Raw genomic sequence first — 15,877 nt, 5'->3', positions numbered from 1 at the left:
CTTCGCTCCGGTTCTCGAAAACGCCAGCATATGACTCGCGGGAGCGAGTTTCGAAACTGGACGCCGCGCGATCCGAAAGGCCGCAGTCACTCGATACCACCCGTGACCGCGTAGGCGCCGGCGGTGCGGCCATCCTCCAGCCGCACCACCGCTGTCACGATCGAGCCATACGAGCCGCGCCAGACACTGTGGAAGCGGTGATGCTCGGCGGCCGGGACAAGCGCACTCCCGCTGAAGCGCGCGCCGCTTCGCTGCAGCGCGACGGCCTTTCCGTTGACGTGCAGCTGGATGCTGGCCGTATCGGTCGCTTCGCCAGGCAGGTCGAGCGTGATGACAATCTCGTCGCGATCACCCGAAGCCCGCGTCTCGGCGGCAAGCGTGATGGCGAGCGGGGGCGCCTTGCTGTTCGGGGCTTGGCCGGGACGGCTTGGAAAGACATCGTCGGCCAATTCGGGCGTGCGCGGAGGACGGGTGCGGCGCTGACTGGAGCGCTCGAAATCGCCGGCCATGCGCAGCAGCTTTTCGTCATCATAGGCCTTGCCGGCAAAAGTGATGCCGACCGGCATGCCGATGTCGGCCATCGTTCCCATCGGTACGGTGACGGTCGGAATGCCGAAATGGCGCCAGACCAGATTGCCGTTGGCGACCCAGGTGCCATTGCGCCAGGCAAGCGCGGCCGACGCCTCGTTGACATCGGCATCGGCCGACCCGACATCGGCGGCGGCGGGCAGCACCACGGCATCGATGCCGTGGAGGTCCAGCCAGTCCTCGAAATCGATCCGCCTTGTCGTTTCTAGTCCCTTCAGACCGTCCTCGAGTGTCGGAATGTCCACTGCGGGCGTGACACCGGATCGCGCCCGCTCAACGTACTCCGCCAAGTCAAAGCCGCCCTCATAGCGGTCGGGCAGTGTGCCCGGCGGCTGTGGAAAGATCTTTGCGCCGTCGACCGAGACGAGATCGGGCAGTGCCGGGTCGGCATTGGCGCGCAGAAAATCGTCCCAGCCCCAGATGCAGAGATCCCAGATTTCGCGGTTGGCGAATTCTTCTGGCACCAGGCCGCGCTCGGCCATGGTGCGCGCGCCGGGGCGGTCGCGCTCATAGTTGGAGACGACGGGAAAATCGACCTCAATCACCTCGGCGCCTAGCCGCGTGAGATCCGCCGCCGCCTGTCCCCACAGCGCAAGCACCGAGGCGCGGGTCTCGATCGGCCGATCCGCCCCGCTGTCGCGGCCGATATACATTTTGGGCACGCCGAGGCGCATGCCTTTCAGCGACCCCGCAAGCGCCAGATCAGTATAGCGTCGCGGCCGCACATCGGAGCTCTTCGGCAACTTGACCCAAGGCTGCGCGCGCCAGAAATCCCCTCGCGTCTCGGGATCGTCGGCAACGATGATTTCGAGCAGTTCGAGCATGTCGGGCACGCTGCGCGTATGCGGCACCACGACATCCATGGTCGGCACCAGCGGCCAGTTGCCGCGCACCGAAATGACGCCGCGCGACGGCGTGTAGGCGACCAGCGCGTTGTTGGTGGCTGGTGCGCGGCCGGACGACCAGGTTTCCTCGCCCAGCCCGAAGGCGCAGAAGCTGGCTGATGTCGCCGTGCCGGAGCCGTTGGACGACCCCGACGCGAAGGCGGCGGTCAGGAAGTCGGCATTGTACGGGCTTTCCGCGCGGCCATAGACGCCGCGCTGCATGCCGCCATTGGCCATCGGCGGCATGTTGGTGAGGCCGATCAGCACGGCGCCGCCGGCGCGCAGCCGGGCGATGGTGAAGGCATCCTCGTTGGCAACGAGATGCTCGAAGGCCGGCGAGCCGGCGGCCACGGTCAGACCGGCGACCTTGTAGCTGTCCTTGGCGGTGTAGGGGATGCCGTCGAGCGGTCCGAGCGTGGCACTGTTGCGGCGGCGCTGGTCGGAGGCGGCGGCCTCCTCGAACATCGCTGGATTGAGCACCGGGACCGCGTTGAGGGTAATGCCGTGGCGGTCGAAATGCGCGATGCGCCTGAGATATGCGCCGACCAGTTCGACGCTGGTGACAGCGCCGCCATCGAGCGCGCGGCGCAATTGCTCGATCGTCGCTTCGACTAGATAAAGGCTGGCATCGGTCATCACTGGTTCCAAGCTGTCGTTGCAATCCCATGGATGAGCGAGGCCGCCGGCTTCGGCAAGAGCCAATCGCGATGGGTCTTCGTCGGCATTTGGTATTCCTGCGGCTCGGCGTCCGGCTGGGCTTGCCCAACCGCGCCGTTTGGAACTTTTGTCCGGCTGGCGATTTTGGATGTATGGTGTGATTCAGAATAGCCAGGAGGGTGTTGCCGATGACCACGAAATGCTTTGCGATCTTGGCTCTCGCTATCGCGATAGGCTCAGGCCTTTGCGGTTCGGCGTTCGCCGGTGACCGGCATCACCACCAGGCCCAATCCGAACGCTACGTCCCCGCCGATGACAACCTCATCAACTTCCTTTTCGGCGGCCCGCGTTATTATGACCAGCTGTTGGTCACCACGGCGGCCGGACCGTGCTCCTACGACCGCGTTGGGCCCGACGCGAATGCGCTGAACAAGATCAACGATCATCATTGCGGCAAATAAGCCGCTCAGCGCCTGTTTGGAAACTCTATTCCGGCGGTCATCTGAAGGCGTTTTCTGCGCTTCCCTACAGCGCATTCCTGGGCTTGCGGGATACAAACCCACCCCGTGCGCCACCGCCGTCGAAGCCATCCAGCCCGGCAACGAGCCGTTGCTGCCGTCCGCGTGAGCACAGCCGCGGATGTGGCGTCAAAAAATCATACCGTAAGAGAAACCACGCCCTGTCGTTGAAAGCGCGGGTGAGGCATGGGGAGCATGAGGGAGGCTGCATTGCGAGATGACACGATGTCTGATCGGGACGACCTGATCCGCACGGCCATCGGGCGGCTGCTTTCCGAGAAAACCGGCGCCGCCGTCATATCGATGAGAGAGTGCATTGCCGAGCTTTTGGTGCTGACCGGTGCCAAGCTGGACGAAAACCTGCAGGACCTGCTCCTGGAGATGGCCGAAGTCCGCGGCATGATCGTCACTCTCGATGTTTAGAGCAACCCAAGGCGCCGGGCTTCGGCGAGATCGTCAAGGTGTGGCAGCCGAGGACTTGGCGCGCCGCCCTAGCTCTGCTGGATCAGCGTCCGCGCCACATCTTTGCCCGCCGCAAGAATGCGATCCGACAATTCGGTTCCTTCCACCGCGCGGGCCAGTTGCAGCGCGCCGATGAGCGTTGCAAAGACACCCAGTGCGGTGCCTTCCGGGTCCTTGGCCTGCGGCAGTGCTGCAGCCAACTGGCGCACCAAGGTCAGCAAGTGGTCGGTATAGACTTTGCGCGTTTCAGGTGGCTGACGCCCGAGTTCCGGCAGCAGCGCGGCGGACGCGCAGCCCTTTCCCGGATTGTCCCGGTGCTCGGCGGACAGATATGCCTCTATGCCCATCTCCGGGCCGCCGGAGGCCAGTGCTTCCGCCAGCTGCTGCGACTGGATCTCCATAGCTGCCGCCACGCTTTCGCGCACAAGCTCCGCCTTTGATTGAAAGTGCGGATAGAAGGCGCCGTTGGTCAGCCCGGCGTCGCTCATGATGGTTGCCAGCCCGGACGCGGCTATGCCGTCACCGCGAAAACGGTCGGTGGCAACCTCCATGATCCGGCCCCGTGACGCGTCCTTTCGGCCCTTTTCGTAGCGCATGGCTGCGATTCCTTTCTGCTATTGCATTATGACTATAATTTGATATTATGAGTGTAATTCAACTGGCACGACAAAGCTAGCCCTCATGAGTTTGGAGCACGAAATGAATATGAATTCCGGAAAAACTGCTGTCGTGACGGGAGCCTCCTCGGGCATTGGCCGCGCCACCGCCGAGGCCTTGGCGCGGGCAGGGTTCACCGTCTTCGGTACGAGCCGCCGCAAAGCCAGGAACGACCCGGACGGCGTGACCATGCTGGTTTGCGACGTGACCGACGGTGAGGCCGTCGCTGCGCTCGTTTCGACTGTGCTCTCACAGACCGGTCGGATCGATCTCCTGGTCAACAATGCCGGTGTCGGCCTGCTTGGCGGCGCGGAGGAATCCTCGGTCGCACAGGTGCAATCCCTGTTCGACGTCAATCTGTTCGGCGTCATGCGCGCGACCAATGCGGTGTTGCCGTCGATGCGGGGGCGCGGCGAAGGCCGCATCATCAACATCGGCTCGGTGCTGGGCCTCGTACCGGCACCGTATGCCGCGCACTATTCGGCGGCCAAGCACGCGCTCGAAGGCTATTCGGAATCGCTCGATCACGAGGTTCGTGCCTTCAATATTCGCGTCTCGGTCATCGAGCCGGCATTCGTGCGCACCGTCTTCGACCAGAACGGGATTGAGCCGGATTCCTTGTTGAAAGAATACGATCTGGCTCGGGCCGGGGTCGACGCTCTGCTTCGTGATGTGATGCCAAAGGCCGATCGGCCGGAAGTGGTGGCGGAGGTCGTCGTCAGGGCCGCGACCGATGCTCGCCCGCGACGCCGCTACACCGCCGGCAGGGCTGCGCGGCAGGTCAGCATCCTGCGCCGTTTTGCGCCCGCGGCGATATTCGACAAGAGCTTGCGCAAACAGTTCCGCCTGCCGGTCTGAACATCAGCGGGGCAAGAGATTTCACGCCCATGAGAAACACCAAAATCCCTTTCAGAAAGTCACTGCCATGAAGGCATTCGTCGTCGATAAATATAACAAGAAGGGCATTCTGCGGCTGGCCGAGATGCCCGAGCCGGAGCTCGGGGACAACGATGTCCTGGTCGAGGTCCATGCCGCAGGGGTGAACCTCCTGGATGCCAAGATCAAAACCGGGGAGTTCAAACCCATCCTGCCGTATCGCCCTCCGTTCATCCTGGGCCACGACGTGGCCGGGAAGGTGATCAGCGTGGGATCAAAGGTCCGCAAGTTCAAATCCGGCGACGAGATCTACGCGCGGCCGCGCGATGGCCGGATCGGGACATTCGCCGAGTTCATCGCCATCAACCAAGCCGACGTGGCCTTGAAGCCCGAGAATCTCAGCATGGAAGAGGCGGCCTCGATCCCCCTGGTCGGTCTGACCGCCTGGCAGGTTCTTGTCGAAAGGGCAGGTTTGAAGAAGGGGCAAAAGGTCTTCATTCAGGCTGGCTCCGGCGGCGTCGGGACATTCGCGATACAGCTGGCGAAGCATCTCGGCGCGACGATTGCCACAACCGCTGGTGCGGCGAGTGCCGATCTGGTCAGGGGTCTCGGCGCCGATGTCGTCGTCGATTACAGGAAAGACGATTTTGAGAAAGCCCTGTCGGGCTACGACGTCGTCTTGAACAGCCAGGACGCCAAAACGCTTGAAAAATCCCTGAATGTGCTGAAACCGGGTGGGAAGCTCATCTCCATCTCCGGCCCACCGGATCCCGAATTTGCCAGGGAAAAGGGCCTGAACCTGATGCTGAGATTGATACTGCGCCTGTTGAGTCGCGGTATTCGGACCAGGGCCAGGCGCCGTGGGGTGAAGTTTTCGTTCCTTTTCATGTGGGCGCAGGGCGATCAACTGGGCAAGATCACCTCTCTCATCGAATCCGGAACCATCCGCCCGGTTGTCGATCGGGTCTTTCCATTCGAAGCGACCAATGAGGCTCTGGCTTACGTCGAGAGCGGGCGTGCGAAGGGCAAGGTCGTCATCAAGGTGAGATAGCGCTACATCGTTCCTGCGGTGCCGGTGCTCGGCCAACACCTGGGACACGGCGTGCGCGACATTCGAGCGGATTTGCGCCGAGGACAAGAACGAGCGGAGAGCTGGCGTTGACGTTGATCGACGGCCAGTCTCCGGCCGGCGCATCCACCGCCGCAGCTATTTGTTTTTACGCAATTGCGCTGCGCAGTTTTCCTGGAATTGCTATCATTGATTGATCTCGGGTTCGACGAGCCTTGCCAGGTTCCTGAGCGACTCCTGCCAGCCGAGATAGCAGGCCTCGACCGGAATGACGTCCGGAATGCCTGCCTGGGTGATGTCAACTTCGGTGCCGACCGACACTTTTTTCAAGATTACGGTCACCTGGATCTCGCCGGGCAGGTTGGGATCGTCGAACCTGTCAGTGTAGCGCAGGCGTTCGGCCGGAACGAGTTCGAGATACTCGCCGCCGAAGGAATGGCTGTTGCCGGTCGTGAAGTTGCGGAAGGACATCTTGAACGTGCCGCCGACCTTTGCCTCGAAGTGATGGACAGTGCAGGTGAAGCCGTTCGGCGGAAGCCATTTCGCCAGCGCGTCCGCTTCAACGAAGGCGCGATAGACCTTCTCAGGGCTGGTCGTCAGAACGCGATGCAAACGTACGGTGCCGGGCATATCGTGTATCCTTTCATGATGGCTGTTCGATGTTCCTAGGACGAACGAGACTTGGCCAGTCCGACACGCGCTCTCGGATTTTTGAAGGCCTGGCCGCAAGCCCGTCCGGCTTCGCACGGCTTGGCATACGCCGGTTCAGGTTGATGTGGGACTCGATTTTGCGGCCCCTGGCCTAATCGACGCAAATGAGGAACCGGATAGCCATTATGAGGAGACTGTTTATAACGGTCGCTGAGATCGCTAAGACCAAGGGGAGACGATGCGCTACATACGTCCGCTTTCAATCGAAGATGCCGTTGGCCTGCTGGCCGGGTCGACAGGTACGGCCGCCATTCTTGCCGGGGGCAGCGACCTGCTGGTGAGGATGAAGGGCGGCTTTGTCGAACCCGACCTGATCGTCGACATCAAGGCGATTGAGGCTTTGAGTGAAATCAGGGAAACGGCCGACGGCTTCAGCATAGGTGCCGCTGTTCCCTGCGCCGTCCTCGGCGAGAGCTCTGCCCTGAAGAAGGCATGGCCCGGCGTCGTCGAGGCGGCCAAGCTGATAGGCTCGAAGCAAGTGCAGGGGCGCTGCACGATCGTCGGCAATCTCTGCAACGCCTCGCCGGCTGCCGACAGCGTGCCGGCGCTGGTCGCGGCCGGCGCCAGGGCATCGGTCGTCGGGCCGGGGGGCAGGCGTACGATTCCCGTGGGGAGCGTGCCGACCGCGCCGGGCAAGACGTCGCTGGCCAAAGGCGAAATCATCGAGGCGATCCTGCTCGACAAGCGCGCACCGCGCTCGGGCGATGCCTATCTGCGCTTCATTCCCCGTACGGAAATGGATATCGCGGTGGTCAGCGCCGGCGTGAACCTGACGCTCGACGAACGGGGCGTCGTCACAGCGGCCCGTGTGGCGCTGGGCGCCGCGGCCCCGACGGTGCTGCTTGTGGAAGAGGCGGCCGAGGCCATTATCGGCAGGACGCTGGACGAAGCCGCGCTTGAAAGGCTCGCCAAGGTCTGCTTTGGCGCCTGCCGCCCCATCGACGACAAGCGGGGCACCATCGAATTCAGAAGGAAAGTTGCGGGTGTGCTGGCCAAGCGGGCCGCCACGACCGCCTATGCTCGTGCAGGAGGCAAGTGATGGCTGGTGTAGCAGTCTCAACCACAATCAACGGCGACAGCGTCGAGTACCTTTGCCAGCCGGACGAGACGCTGCTCGACGTCTTGCGCGATCGCCTGGGGCTGACGGGCGTCAAGGAAGGCTGCGGCACCGGCGACTGCGGCGCCTGCAGCATCATCCTCGATGACCGGCTGGTGTGCTCGTGCCTGGTGCTCGGCGCGGAAGCCGAGGGCCGCCGCGTCGAGACCGTCGAGGGTATGGCGCATGGCGACAGCCTGCACCCGCTGCAGAAAAAATTCCTCGAACATGCAGCACTTCAATGCGGCATCTGCACGCCGGGCTTCCTGATCGCGGCCAAGGATCTGCTGGCCAAGAACCCCGATCCGACCGAGGAGGAAATCCGCTTCGGCCTCGCCGGGAACCTCTGCCGCTGCACCGGCTACGACAAGATCGTGCGTGCCGTTCAGGACGCGGCAAACGTGATGAAGGGAGCATGACGATGAATTTCGATCCGCGTTACTCCAATCGCAACTTCGCCTCCGTCGGCACACGTCCTATCCGCCCCGACGGCGTCGACAAGGTGACGGGCCGCGCGCGCTATGGCGCGGATTTCAACATGGCCGGCCAGTTGGTCGGGCGCGTCCTCAGAAGCCCCCACGCCCACGCCACGATCAGGAAGATCGACACGTCGAAGGCGGAGAAGCTCGCCGGCGTAAAGGCGGTGATTACCGCGGCCGACCTGCCAGACCTCACCGATGGCGATGCCGCCATGTACGACATCCTCGACAATTGCATGGCGCGCACTAAGGCGCTCTATGACGGCCATGCAGTGGCCGCGGTGGCAGCCGTCGACGCCCGCACAGCGAGGCAGGCGCTGAAGCTGATCGAGGTCGACTACGAGCTTTTGCCGCATGTCACCGATGTCGACGAGGCGATGAAGCACTCCGCGCCGCTTATCAACGACGCCATCTTCACCGAGGGCCTCGAGGAGAAGCCGGTAAAGCCGTCCAACGTCACCAAGCGCAGCCAGTTTGGCCATGGCGATGTCCATCAGGGTTTCGGGCACGCCGATTTCATCGTCGAGCGCTCGTTCAAGACCGAGCAGACGCACCAGGGCTATATCGAGCCGCATGCCTGCGTGGCGAGCGTCAGCTCCGACGGCACCGCCGACCTCTGGGTCTGCACGCAGGGGCATTTCGTCTATCGCCAACACTGCGCCCAATTGCTTGGCATGGAAGCCTCTAAGCTGCGCGTCACCTCCTCGGAGATCGGCGGCGGCTTCGGCGGCAAGACCCATGTCTGGGCCGAGCCGGTGGCGCTGGCGCTGTCGCGCAAGGCGGGGCGTCCGGTCAAGCTGGTGATGACCCGCGACGAGGTGTTCCGCGCCTCGGGCCCGACCAGCGCCACCTCGATCGACGTGAAGATCGGCGCCCGCAAGGACGGCACCATCACCGCCGCCGAAGCGACGCTGCGCTATTCCTGCGGCCCGTATCCGGGCTCCTGGGCCGAGATCGGCGCCATGACGGCGTTCGCCTGCTACAGGCTCGAGAACGTCAAGACGGTCGGCTACGAAGTGCTGGTCAACCGGCCGAAGACGGCGGCCTATCGCGCGCCCTCCGCACCAATGGCGGCGTTCGCGGTGGAAAGCGCGGTCGACGAACTGGCCAAGGAGATCGGCATGGACCCGGTCGACTTCCGCATAAAGAACGCCGCGCAGGAAGGCACCAGGTCGTCCTACGGCCCGGTCTATGGCCCGATCGGCATCGGCCCGACGCTGGAGGCGGTGAAGAACCATCCGCACATGAAGGCGCCGCTCGGAAAGAACCAGGGCAGGGGCATGGCCTGCGGCTTCTGGTTCAACTTCGGCGGCCAGACCTGCACCGACCTCAACATCGGCATGGACGGCTCGGTCTCGCTTGCCGTCGGAACGGTCGATGTGGGTGGTTCCCGCGCGTCGCTGTCGCTGGTGGCGGCGGAGGAGCTCGGCATCGCCTACGAGCAGGTCAAGGCGATCGTCGCCGACACCTCCAGCCTCGGCTACAACGACATGACCGACGGCAGCCGGGGCACCTTCTCGTCCTCCATGGCGACCATCTCGGCCGCCCGCAACGCGATCAAGATCCTGCGCGAACGCGCCGCGCAGATGTGGGACATTGCCGTCGACGACGTGGTCTGGGAACAGGGCCACGCGGTTGCCAAGGGCGAGCAGCACGGCAATCTCGGCAAGCTGTCGCTGAAGGAGATTGCCGCCGCTTCGGGCACGACCGGCGGACCGATCGCCGGCCACAGCGAACTTGTTGCCGACGGCGCCGGCGTCTCCTTCGCCACCCATATCTGCGATATCGAGGTCGACCCCGAGACCGGCGCTACGAGAGTGTTGCGCTACACGGTGGTGCAAGATGCCGGCAAGGCGGTGCACCCGACCTATGTGGAGGGACAGTATCAGGGCGGTGCCGCGCAAGGCATCGGCTGGGCGCTCAACGAGGAGTATATCTACGGCAAGGACGGGCGGCTGCAGAATCCTGGCTTCCTCGACTACCGCATCCCGGTCTGCTCTGACCTGCCGATGATCGACACGCAGATCCTCGAGATCCCCAACCCCAACCACCCCTATGGGGTGCGCGGCGTTGGCGAGACGTCGATCGTGCCGCCGCTGGCGGCGATCGCCAATGCGGTGTCGAATGCAGCCGGCGTGCGGATGGCGCATATTCCGATGTCGCCGCCGCGCATCCTGGCGGCGATCGAGGCGGAACGGGCAGGCTGATGGTCGAAGTGACGCTCTGGGGATCGCTTGGCGCGGCCGCCGGAGGCAAGAACAAGGTCGAGATCGAGGCCAAGGACATAAGGGAGCTGTTCAGGAAACTGGCTGAACAGTATCCCGGCATCGAGCCCTTGATCGACCGCGGCATCGCTGTCGCCATCGACGGTACGATCTATCGCGACACCTGGTCGAAGGAATTGCCAAAGGGATCGGAAATTTTCCTGCTGCCGAGGCTGGCAGGGGGATAGTTGGACAAGCGTCTCGATGCTGTCGCTTAGCAACGAGCCCTACACCATGCCGCAGGCGATCGACGCGACGGGCGCCGAGGGCCGTACCCGACTCTATGTTGCCTTCACGATTCTCGGTTTAGTCGGTCGGCGGGATTGAGCCGCGCTCTCGAGGGCCAAGGCCAACCGCTTCTCGTCTTCGATGGCGCGGTCGACTGCCTCAATTTCCTCTTGGAGCGCCTTCAACTCGGCTCCGTAGCTGGAGCCGTCGCTATCCCCGATCTGAAAGCCACTTGCCCGCATTGCGTCGCGGGTATGGTGCACGTTACGGACTCCTTCGCGTCGAGTCGCGACCAGGATTTCTCTGAACTCTCCAAGACGTTCAACGTGATTGCGAGTCATTGCGTTCTCCTTACAGCGTAGAAGGTTTGAATGACTACAGGAGATACTCTCGACAAAGCATGAGTGCGAAAGCTCAAATTTGAACGTCTTGCAATAACGTGGAGCGCAGCAGCCGGAAATTGGGTTGGGACCCAGGTGTTAGACTCTTCCGCCGAGCGCGTCTGCTGCTCGGCTCGCTTGCTCGTCGGCGCGCTTGCTGGTCCATCCAGCTGCGGTTCTGGATCGCGAGAGTCCGTTTCTGAGCGCACAGCGACGCTGGTCTCAATGTCCGAAAAGAGGCGCAAGGCGGACCTGCCCGATGTTTCATGCGCGAACGCCTGAGGTGCGAGCGCCGCCATTAACCATCGATTAACTATCCGGTCGCCTTTAATTCAAATTTGCAGCATACTGATCTGGGTAGCGAGGCTATTCAAGGAGACTGGAACAAGAGGTAATTCTCCTTTTCGCGCACACCTGCCACTCGCGACAGTCGAAATTGAAAAGGAACGACGGAACACCGTCGTCTCATAGGGAGGCGCCAGCATCATGTTTGATGAGGAGCGCCAGAATGAAGATCGAAGATGCAGTTACGGCAGTGACGTCAGAGGCGAGCGCGCTCATGTCTTGCCTCGGCCAGCCCGTTATCGCTTACCACGTCACGGAAATCATGAGAGAGGCAGACCTTGCACACGCCCGCGAGATGCAACTCGCGCTGCTGCGACGAAGCATCGAAGCTCTTGTCGATGACGGCCTGGAAGGCGTCGCCGCCGAACATTTTGCATCCCAGTTCGACGGCCGCATCGGCTTGACCTGGAGACTCCTGCACGCATCCGACGGCGTGGCGCATTGATCAAGACCAGAGCGGTAGGTCGCGCCGCGGCGCGCCGGAGCGCAGAACCCAGTAAGATCCATTCAGCACGCGCCGATCATCAACGCGTGGCGGCGAAATCGCTTTCGTCCAACCCGCGGGCCGATAGCCTACATTCCACAATCCACCAATATCGACCATTTTCCCGGTTTATGGGTTCACGGCCTAGATCAGTTGTGTGTGGTGTTCCTCACATCGGAAGGTCCGGGTTATTCTCAGCAAAGTATTCGTGATTATCAGCGTTTGATGTGGCTCTAGGCGGGTTTTCGGCCGCGAGGACCTTGGCGGCATCCTGACCATAGACATAGTCGTTTGTTGATGCGACGATGAAAAAGTGACTTATTTCATGTATAATCGTTCCAGACCTTGAATCCGTTCCTTTCAGAGCGGCTAGCCAGAACTTGGGACAAACAAAGATACTGTAAGGTTGATTACGGTACACATATGCATAGTCTCCCGATTCGCAGTCGCTGCCGTGGCATCCAAACGATATTGCTTTGTTTGCAAGAGCATCCGTAATCTTCGAGAAATTTCCAGTGGCCTTTGCGTACAGTCCTACGGTATGCGCCCCAAACCATGTCAGATATCGTTGGGAATTCGGTTGCTGGGCCGAGGGCGTGGCCTGCAAAACCTGCAGGGCAGCCGATGCTATGTTATTTGCTTCCGCCAGCGCAGCGCCAATATCATCCTGTTGAGGGCTGTCACACTGGTCGAATTTGGGAGCCGAGAGCGGTATCCGTTCCGGAGGAATCCGACCTGACAGAAGCCTGAACGTGGCGGCGTTGCTCAAAACTGCTGCCCGTCTCAGGGCACCTGGACGGCCAATCAGCAGACCCACTCCCTCTGTATCGTAGGTAACCGCATAGTTCCCTGCTTCATAGATGGCGTAGTACAATGACAGATCGACGGGCACCGAAATCGATTGTCCGGGTTCAATATTGATAAAATCAGCCTCAGTCGGTTCTCCTCGCTTCACCAAACGGCCGATATACTGAATTGGCTGCGACCCTCTCGTCACTGAAAATATTTCGCCGGAGACGCCGTTGATTGGCGTGGTCCACCTGAGCACCCTGATCGGGCTGCCTGATCGGTTCGTGAGAGTAAAGTCAATAATTAGGGGGGTATCGTTTCCATAAGAAGGCAGGCGCGATTGCAGAACTATCTCAATTTCCTGATTCTGCTGCGCAAACGCCAAAGGCACAACGCTAAAAAAACATGAAAGTGCCAATACAATATTTCGAACAATACTCAGCATTTTTATGCTCCTATATAACCACGATTAGACTCTATTGCTTCGTCTAAGTGAGTTTTTAGTTAGCGATAACATACCGGAAACGCCAACGGCCTACCTTGCAAGTTAGGAATGAAATTGCTGCAGGCCGGGCATTGCAACTTACCGCAAATTCAAAAAAACAGGAACACGAAATCATGTCCGTGGCCTCGTATGCCATCGATTTCGGCTGACACCTTCTTTGGGGTGGTATAAGATGAATGGGTACTTTTCCATCAAGCTCCATAAGAGGGGGCCGTCATGAGCGAGCGTCGGAAAGGCATAATAACCAGTTGCGCGATTTTGAGGTTTTTTGCCCTGGTTTTCGGGTTCTGTTTTGCTTTCAGCGGCACTGCTTCAGCTGATTCCTGCGGAACAGAAGCTACTCCCGGTTGGAATCTCGAGAATCCTCCGGCCGAAGATCGTCAAGCAATTCAAGATCTTTTGTCCCGCTATGCCTGGACGATCGACGAAAGAAATGCAGCCGCGTTCACCGCCCTCTTTGCGAAACCGCAGTCGTCTTACTATGAGATTTGCAGTACAAGCAGCAGTATCCTCAAGTTGACACTCGATCTTGGTCCGGAGTCGCCAGACGATCTTCTTGAGCAGATGAAAATAATAGTTAAGAAACTGGAGACCGATAAGCTCCAGACCCGGCATCTCGTGACCAACACCTTGTTCGATGTGGTTGATGGTAAGACAGTGAATACCAAATCGATAGTCCTGGTCACTCTGCAGGACTCCCACTCTCCAGCACCGGTTCTTGACTATTCGGCGGATGCCCGGGCCTCTTTTGTAAAGGGCGACGACGACATCTGGCGATTTCAATCGCTTACTGTCCACGCCGACTATGCTGCTGGCTCTGTCGCAGCCAAGAAGCGATGACGCCCAAAGATCGGCTATGGGTTCACTGGCACGCTCCAGTGGGCTGAAATGCGTGCCGTTGCGCTGATCGCTGCTGTCCTCGGCATTGCGCTTCTCCTGCTGTCCGGGACGATCGGGCTTCGACATGCAGCTTTTGTATCGACGCCGCGAGCCGGCGAGAGGCAAGGCTCCGATCAGGCCGACGTGGTTTGCAGCAAGGCGAGCGGCTGCGCGGTGTCACAATTGCCGCGCGGTTCCGCTGTCAAGCTGCTGCGACCTCGCGGCGTCGATTTCGCTCCGGCTGAACTCGATGGGAAGTCGTTTGCCGAAGCCGTTACGCGATGGAACCCTGACATCTTTTGGGCGCCAGCCTCAAAGAGCACCGACGTCATAACCAGGTCTGGCGATGAAGCGCGGGCGGTGTTCGGTCCTATTCCCGACGGCGATTGCGACAGCCCACAAATGAAGGTCATCCCACTGGAAGTTGATGGCAATGTCGTCGACCTCAAGCCCAATCCGACAAAACCAGGTTCTCCGCTGGAGTTCGAGCACAGGAACGAAAACGGAGAGGTGGTGAAATGGACGGCGACATTGCCCAAATGCGACAAGCCTTCGCTGACTGGCAGCACGACCTACTGTGGGCTGAACTCGCGTGTCGTAAGGGTCGTGCGCGGCAACGTTGAATGGCTGTTCCTCTGCAGAAAATCCAATATCAGCCAGGAGGTCAGCGCCGATCCCTACTGGACGCGGTCGGATCCGAGATTTTCTGTCTTCGGCACAATCGGATTCAATCGGAAATCCGGAGAAATCATCTTCTTCGACGGCCGCAAGGACCAGAGCGTGTTCGACTGGTCAAAGCCCTTCGTTCCGCCAGGCGGGCGAAACTATTCCGATAATGTCGGAAGGACTGCGGCGGAGAAAATCTATGATTCGACGTTCAAGATCTCGTGCCATGCATGCCATGACAACAAAAGCCCCTATGTGATTGATCCGCACATTGCACAGAGCAGGGTAGGGTTCCGTTCAGCCGACGATCCCAAATCGACCGCCTTCAGCCTGGGAGATTTTCTACCGCATCGGCCGCGGTTGCCGGGCGCGCCGTTCCGCGTGGTCGGCTCCGGCTACACCAGCACCTACCCCAATGAACTTCGCCATGCCAGGACGGTCGACGATCCAACGGGCAACTGCACAAGCTGCCACACGCTTACCACACAAATCACGGGCCGCCGTTTTGCCGCGGACGCAGTGGGGCATGAGCCGACGGTCACGTCGCCAACCTGGGTCCAATTGCTCGAGCTGCGCGAGGAAGAGATCATCTACGCAGGGATCGCCGCACACCGGACGGATTGGGCGGCCGGCAGCGGTGGCATCCATCCCTGGATGTTGCCGGGGTCCGGCAATGACCTGTCCTCCCGCGCGCCTCGCCTGAGCTCAGAGGACTGGCGGAAGCTGAGCGACTGTCTATGGGGAGCCGGTGGCTCCGAATGTGGCTACCGCCCACTCTACACTGGCTGCCCGGCGCCAGAGGCGGAGGATGAAGGCTCTTCGCTCGCCGATTCCAGGCTTCAGCTGTTGCCTCGGCCGCCCGGAGAGGAGGCGAAGACGCGTGTCCTTCGTGCAAGCTGGACCTTTCGCAACAGCTACGGTGGTGTTCCGGAGCGCGACGATATCAGGATCAATGTGGCCGTCAGGACGGACGCGATTCCGGCAAATGGGGAACCGCCACAAAGTGGCGACTATCCGAGCATCGAACAGGCAAAGGGTACCAACGCCGAGGCCATCTCCGGTTCGGTCAGCGCAGCCGGTTCCAGCTTGTTGGTTGAGAACGTTTCGTTTGCCGGTCACACGAAGTGGAGCGATCCGACGCCGTCGATGTCGCCGCGCACTTTCCAAGTCGATCTGCCTGGTGAGTGCAACCGACGCACCTTGATACGCTTGGTGCCCAAACGGTTCTGCTTCGACCAGAGCGAAGCGGCATTTAGCGCGGCAGATCACTTGATCTACGCCGACGTTCAGTGTGACGAGCTGCGATGATCCGCTCGACGCGATCGAAAGCGGCTGATGAG

The 15,877-nt window shown here is 61.0% G+C and carries 16 protein-coding genes and 1 pseudogene; 11 read left to right on the top strand and 6 right to left on the bottom strand.

What is annotated here, in order from left to right:
• Positions 1-86 precede the first annotated feature (86 nt).
• Positions 87-2,108 (bottom strand): amidase, encoded by a 2,022-nt coding sequence (locus AC1D2G_RS14825; protein WP_477414842.1) that lies wholly within the window; start codon positions 2,106-2,108, stop codon positions 87-89.
• 209 nt (positions 2,109-2,317) lie between these two features.
• Here AC1D2G_RS14825 and AC1D2G_RS14820 point away from each other — a divergent pair, with 209 nt between their 5' ends.
• Together AC1D2G_RS14820 and AC1D2G_RS14815 are read left to right on the top strand one after the other, a co-directional pair.
• On the top strand, positions 2,318-2,590 hold the full coding sequence (locus tag AC1D2G_RS14820) for a hypothetical protein (RefSeq protein WP_477302187.1): 273 nt from the start codon (positions 2,318-2,320) through the stop codon (positions 2,588-2,590).
• 282 nt (positions 2,591-2,872) lie between these two features.
• Entirely contained in the window at positions 2,873-3,070 is a 198-nt protein-coding gene (locus AC1D2G_RS14815) for a hypothetical protein (RefSeq protein ID WP_477414840.1), read from the top strand.
• Positions 3,071-3,138: 68 nt separating this feature from the next.
• Here AC1D2G_RS14815 and AC1D2G_RS14810 read toward each other — a convergent pair whose 3' ends face one another.
• Positions 3,139-3,705: a TetR/AcrR family transcriptional regulator gene (locus tag AC1D2G_RS14810; RefSeq protein ID WP_477414838.1), complete on the bottom strand. Its 567-nt coding sequence runs from the start codon at positions 3,703-3,705 to the stop codon at positions 3,139-3,141.
• 103 nt (positions 3,706-3,808) lie between these two features.
• Between AC1D2G_RS14810 and AC1D2G_RS14805 the strand changes: the two genes are divergently transcribed.
• Together AC1D2G_RS14805 and AC1D2G_RS14800 are read left to right on the top strand one after the other, a co-directional pair.
• Positions 3,809-4,624 (top strand): oxidoreductase, encoded by an 816-nt coding sequence (locus AC1D2G_RS14805; protein WP_477414836.1) that lies wholly within the window; start codon positions 3,809-3,811, stop codon positions 4,622-4,624.
• A 67-nt stretch (positions 4,625-4,691) separates the two neighbouring features.
• Entirely contained in the window at positions 4,692-5,693 is a 1,002-nt protein-coding gene (locus tag AC1D2G_RS14800; protein WP_477415143.1) for an NADP-dependent oxidoreductase, read from the top strand.
• A 204-nt stretch (positions 5,694-5,897) separates the two neighbouring features.
• Here the strand turns inward: AC1D2G_RS14800 and AC1D2G_RS14795 are convergent, their stop codons facing one another.
• Complete coding sequence (locus AC1D2G_RS14795; RefSeq protein ID WP_457155191.1) at positions 5,898-6,341, bottom strand: SRPBCC family protein; 444 nt, start codon at positions 6,339-6,341, stop codon at positions 5,898-5,900.
• Between the two features lie 259 nt (positions 6,342-6,600).
• On the opposite strand from AC1D2G_RS14795, the gene AC1D2G_RS14790 reads away from it, so the two are divergent.
• Genes AC1D2G_RS14790 through AC1D2G_RS14775 form a run of 4 tightly spaced genes read left to right on the top strand, consistent with a single transcriptional unit; the run spans position 6,601 to position 10,449 of the window.
• Complete coding sequence (locus AC1D2G_RS14790) at positions 6,601-7,461, top strand: FAD binding domain-containing protein (protein WP_477414834.1); 861 nt, start codon at positions 6,601-6,603, stop codon at positions 7,459-7,461.
• A complete protein-coding gene (locus AC1D2G_RS14785) occupies positions 7,461-7,937 on the top strand; it encodes a (2Fe-2S)-binding protein (RefSeq protein WP_477414832.1) in 477 nt (158 codons plus the stop codon). The genes AC1D2G_RS14790 and AC1D2G_RS14785 overlap by 1 nt, the downstream gene beginning before the upstream one ends.
• A 2-nt stretch (positions 7,938-7,939) precedes the next feature.
• Positions 7,940-10,204, top strand: coding sequence for a xanthine dehydrogenase family protein molybdopterin-binding subunit (locus AC1D2G_RS14780; RefSeq protein ID WP_477415141.1), 2,265 nt, complete (start codon positions 7,940-7,942; stop codon positions 10,202-10,204).
• Complete coding sequence (locus AC1D2G_RS14775) at positions 10,204-10,449, top strand: MoaD/ThiS family protein (RefSeq protein WP_095091116.1); 246 nt, start codon at positions 10,204-10,206, stop codon at positions 10,447-10,449. The genes AC1D2G_RS14780 and AC1D2G_RS14775 overlap by 1 nt, the downstream gene beginning before the upstream one ends.
• Positions 10,450-10,542: 93 nt before the next feature.
• Here the strand turns inward: AC1D2G_RS14775 and AC1D2G_RS14770 are convergent, their stop codons facing one another.
• On the bottom strand, positions 10,543-10,830 hold the full coding sequence (locus AC1D2G_RS14770; protein WP_095091117.1) for a hypothetical protein: 288 nt from the start codon (positions 10,828-10,830) through the stop codon (positions 10,543-10,545).
• 547 nt (positions 10,831-11,377) lie between these two features.
• Between AC1D2G_RS14770 and AC1D2G_RS14765 the strand changes: the two genes are divergently transcribed.
• Positions 11,378-11,659 (top strand): hypothetical protein, encoded by a 282-nt coding sequence (locus AC1D2G_RS14765; RefSeq protein WP_245331352.1) that lies wholly within the window; start codon positions 11,378-11,380, stop codon positions 11,657-11,659.
• Between the two features lie 12 nt (positions 11,660-11,671).
• Here AC1D2G_RS14765 and AC1D2G_RS14760 read toward each other — a convergent pair.
• Positions 11,672-11,749 (bottom strand): annotated as a pseudogene (locus AC1D2G_RS14760) (IS5/IS1182 family transposase); the annotation flags it as partial.
• A 118-nt stretch (positions 11,750-11,867) separates the two neighbouring features.
• Positions 11,868-12,932 carry a M35 family metallo-endopeptidase gene (locus AC1D2G_RS14755; protein ID WP_477414830.1) on the bottom strand — a complete coding sequence of 355 codons (1,065 nt, stop codon included), beginning with the start codon at positions 12,930-12,932 and terminating at the stop codon, positions 11,868-11,870.
• Between the two features lie 276 nt (positions 12,933-13,208).
• Here AC1D2G_RS14755 and AC1D2G_RS14750 point away from each other — a divergent pair, with 276 nt between their 5' ends.
• Positions 13,209-13,832 (top strand): nuclear transport factor 2 family protein, encoded by a 624-nt coding sequence (locus tag AC1D2G_RS14750; protein ID WP_457153842.1) that lies wholly within the window; start codon positions 13,209-13,211, stop codon positions 13,830-13,832.
• A gap of 48 nt (positions 13,833-13,880) precedes the next feature.
• Positions 13,881-15,845: a hypothetical protein gene (locus AC1D2G_RS14745; protein ID WP_457153843.1), complete on the top strand. Its 1,965-nt coding sequence runs from the start codon at positions 13,881-13,883 to the stop codon at positions 15,843-15,845.
• Positions 15,846-15,877 lie beyond the last annotated feature (32 nt).

The sequence above is a fragment of the Mesorhizobium sp. P2_C7 genome (genome assembly GCF_056404515.1).
The sequence above is the reverse complement of the archived record's forward strand: the minus strand, read 5'-3'. Positions and strand labels throughout refer to the sequence as shown.

What these genes read in the sequence shown, in the direction of transcription:
- AC1D2G_RS14795 (WP_457155191.1), bottom strand. Translation starts at nt 6,341, where the DNA reads ATGCCCGGCACCGTACGTTTGCATCGCGTTCTGACGACCAGCCCTGAG.
- AC1D2G_RS14810 (WP_477414838.1), bottom strand. Translation starts at nt 3,705, where the DNA reads ATGCGCTACGAAAAGGGCCGAAAGGACGCGTCACGGGGCCGGATCATG.
- AC1D2G_RS14775 (WP_095091116.1), top strand. Translation starts at nt 10,204, where the DNA reads ATGGTCGAAGTGACGCTCTGGGGATCGCTTGGCGCGGCCGCCGGAGGC.
- AC1D2G_RS14750 (WP_457153842.1), top strand. Translation starts at nt 13,209, where the DNA reads ATGAGCGAGCGTCGGAAAGGCATAATAACCAGTTGCGCGATTTTGAGG.
- AC1D2G_RS14825 (WP_477414842.1), bottom strand. Translation starts at nt 2,108, where the DNA reads ATGACCGATGCCAGCCTTTATCTAGTCGAAGCGACGATCGAGCAATTG.
- AC1D2G_RS14765 (WP_245331352.1), top strand. Translation starts at nt 11,378, where the DNA reads ATGAAGATCGAAGATGCAGTTACGGCAGTGACGTCAGAGGCGAGCGCG.
- AC1D2G_RS14785 (WP_477414832.1), top strand. Translation starts at nt 7,461, where the DNA reads ATGGCTGGTGTAGCAGTCTCAACCACAATCAACGGCGACAGCGTCGAG.
- AC1D2G_RS14820 (WP_477302187.1), top strand. Translation starts at nt 2,318, where the DNA reads ATGACCACGAAATGCTTTGCGATCTTGGCTCTCGCTATCGCGATAGGC.
- AC1D2G_RS14790 (WP_477414834.1), top strand. Translation starts at nt 6,601, where the DNA reads ATGCGCTACATACGTCCGCTTTCAATCGAAGATGCCGTTGGCCTGCTG.
- AC1D2G_RS14780 (WP_477415141.1), top strand. Translation starts at nt 7,940, where the DNA reads ATGAATTTCGATCCGCGTTACTCCAATCGCAACTTCGCCTCCGTCGGC.
- AC1D2G_RS14745 (WP_457153843.1), top strand. Translation starts at nt 13,881, where the DNA reads ATGCGTGCCGTTGCGCTGATCGCTGCTGTCCTCGGCATTGCGCTTCTC.
- AC1D2G_RS14815 (WP_477414840.1), top strand. Translation starts at nt 2,873, where the DNA reads ATGTCTGATCGGGACGACCTGATCCGCACGGCCATCGGGCGGCTGCTT.
- AC1D2G_RS14805 (WP_477414836.1), top strand. Translation starts at nt 3,809, where the DNA reads ATGAATATGAATTCCGGAAAAACTGCTGTCGTGACGGGAGCCTCCTCG.
- AC1D2G_RS14800 (WP_477415143.1), top strand. Translation starts at nt 4,692, where the DNA reads ATGAAGGCATTCGTCGTCGATAAATATAACAAGAAGGGCATTCTGCGG.
- AC1D2G_RS14770 (WP_095091117.1), bottom strand. Translation starts at nt 10,830, where the DNA reads ATGACTCGCAATCACGTTGAACGTCTTGGAGAGTTCAGAGAAATCCTG.
- AC1D2G_RS14755 (WP_477414830.1), bottom strand. Translation starts at nt 12,932, where the DNA reads ATGCTGAGTATTGTTCGAAATATTGTATTGGCACTTTCATGTTTTTTT.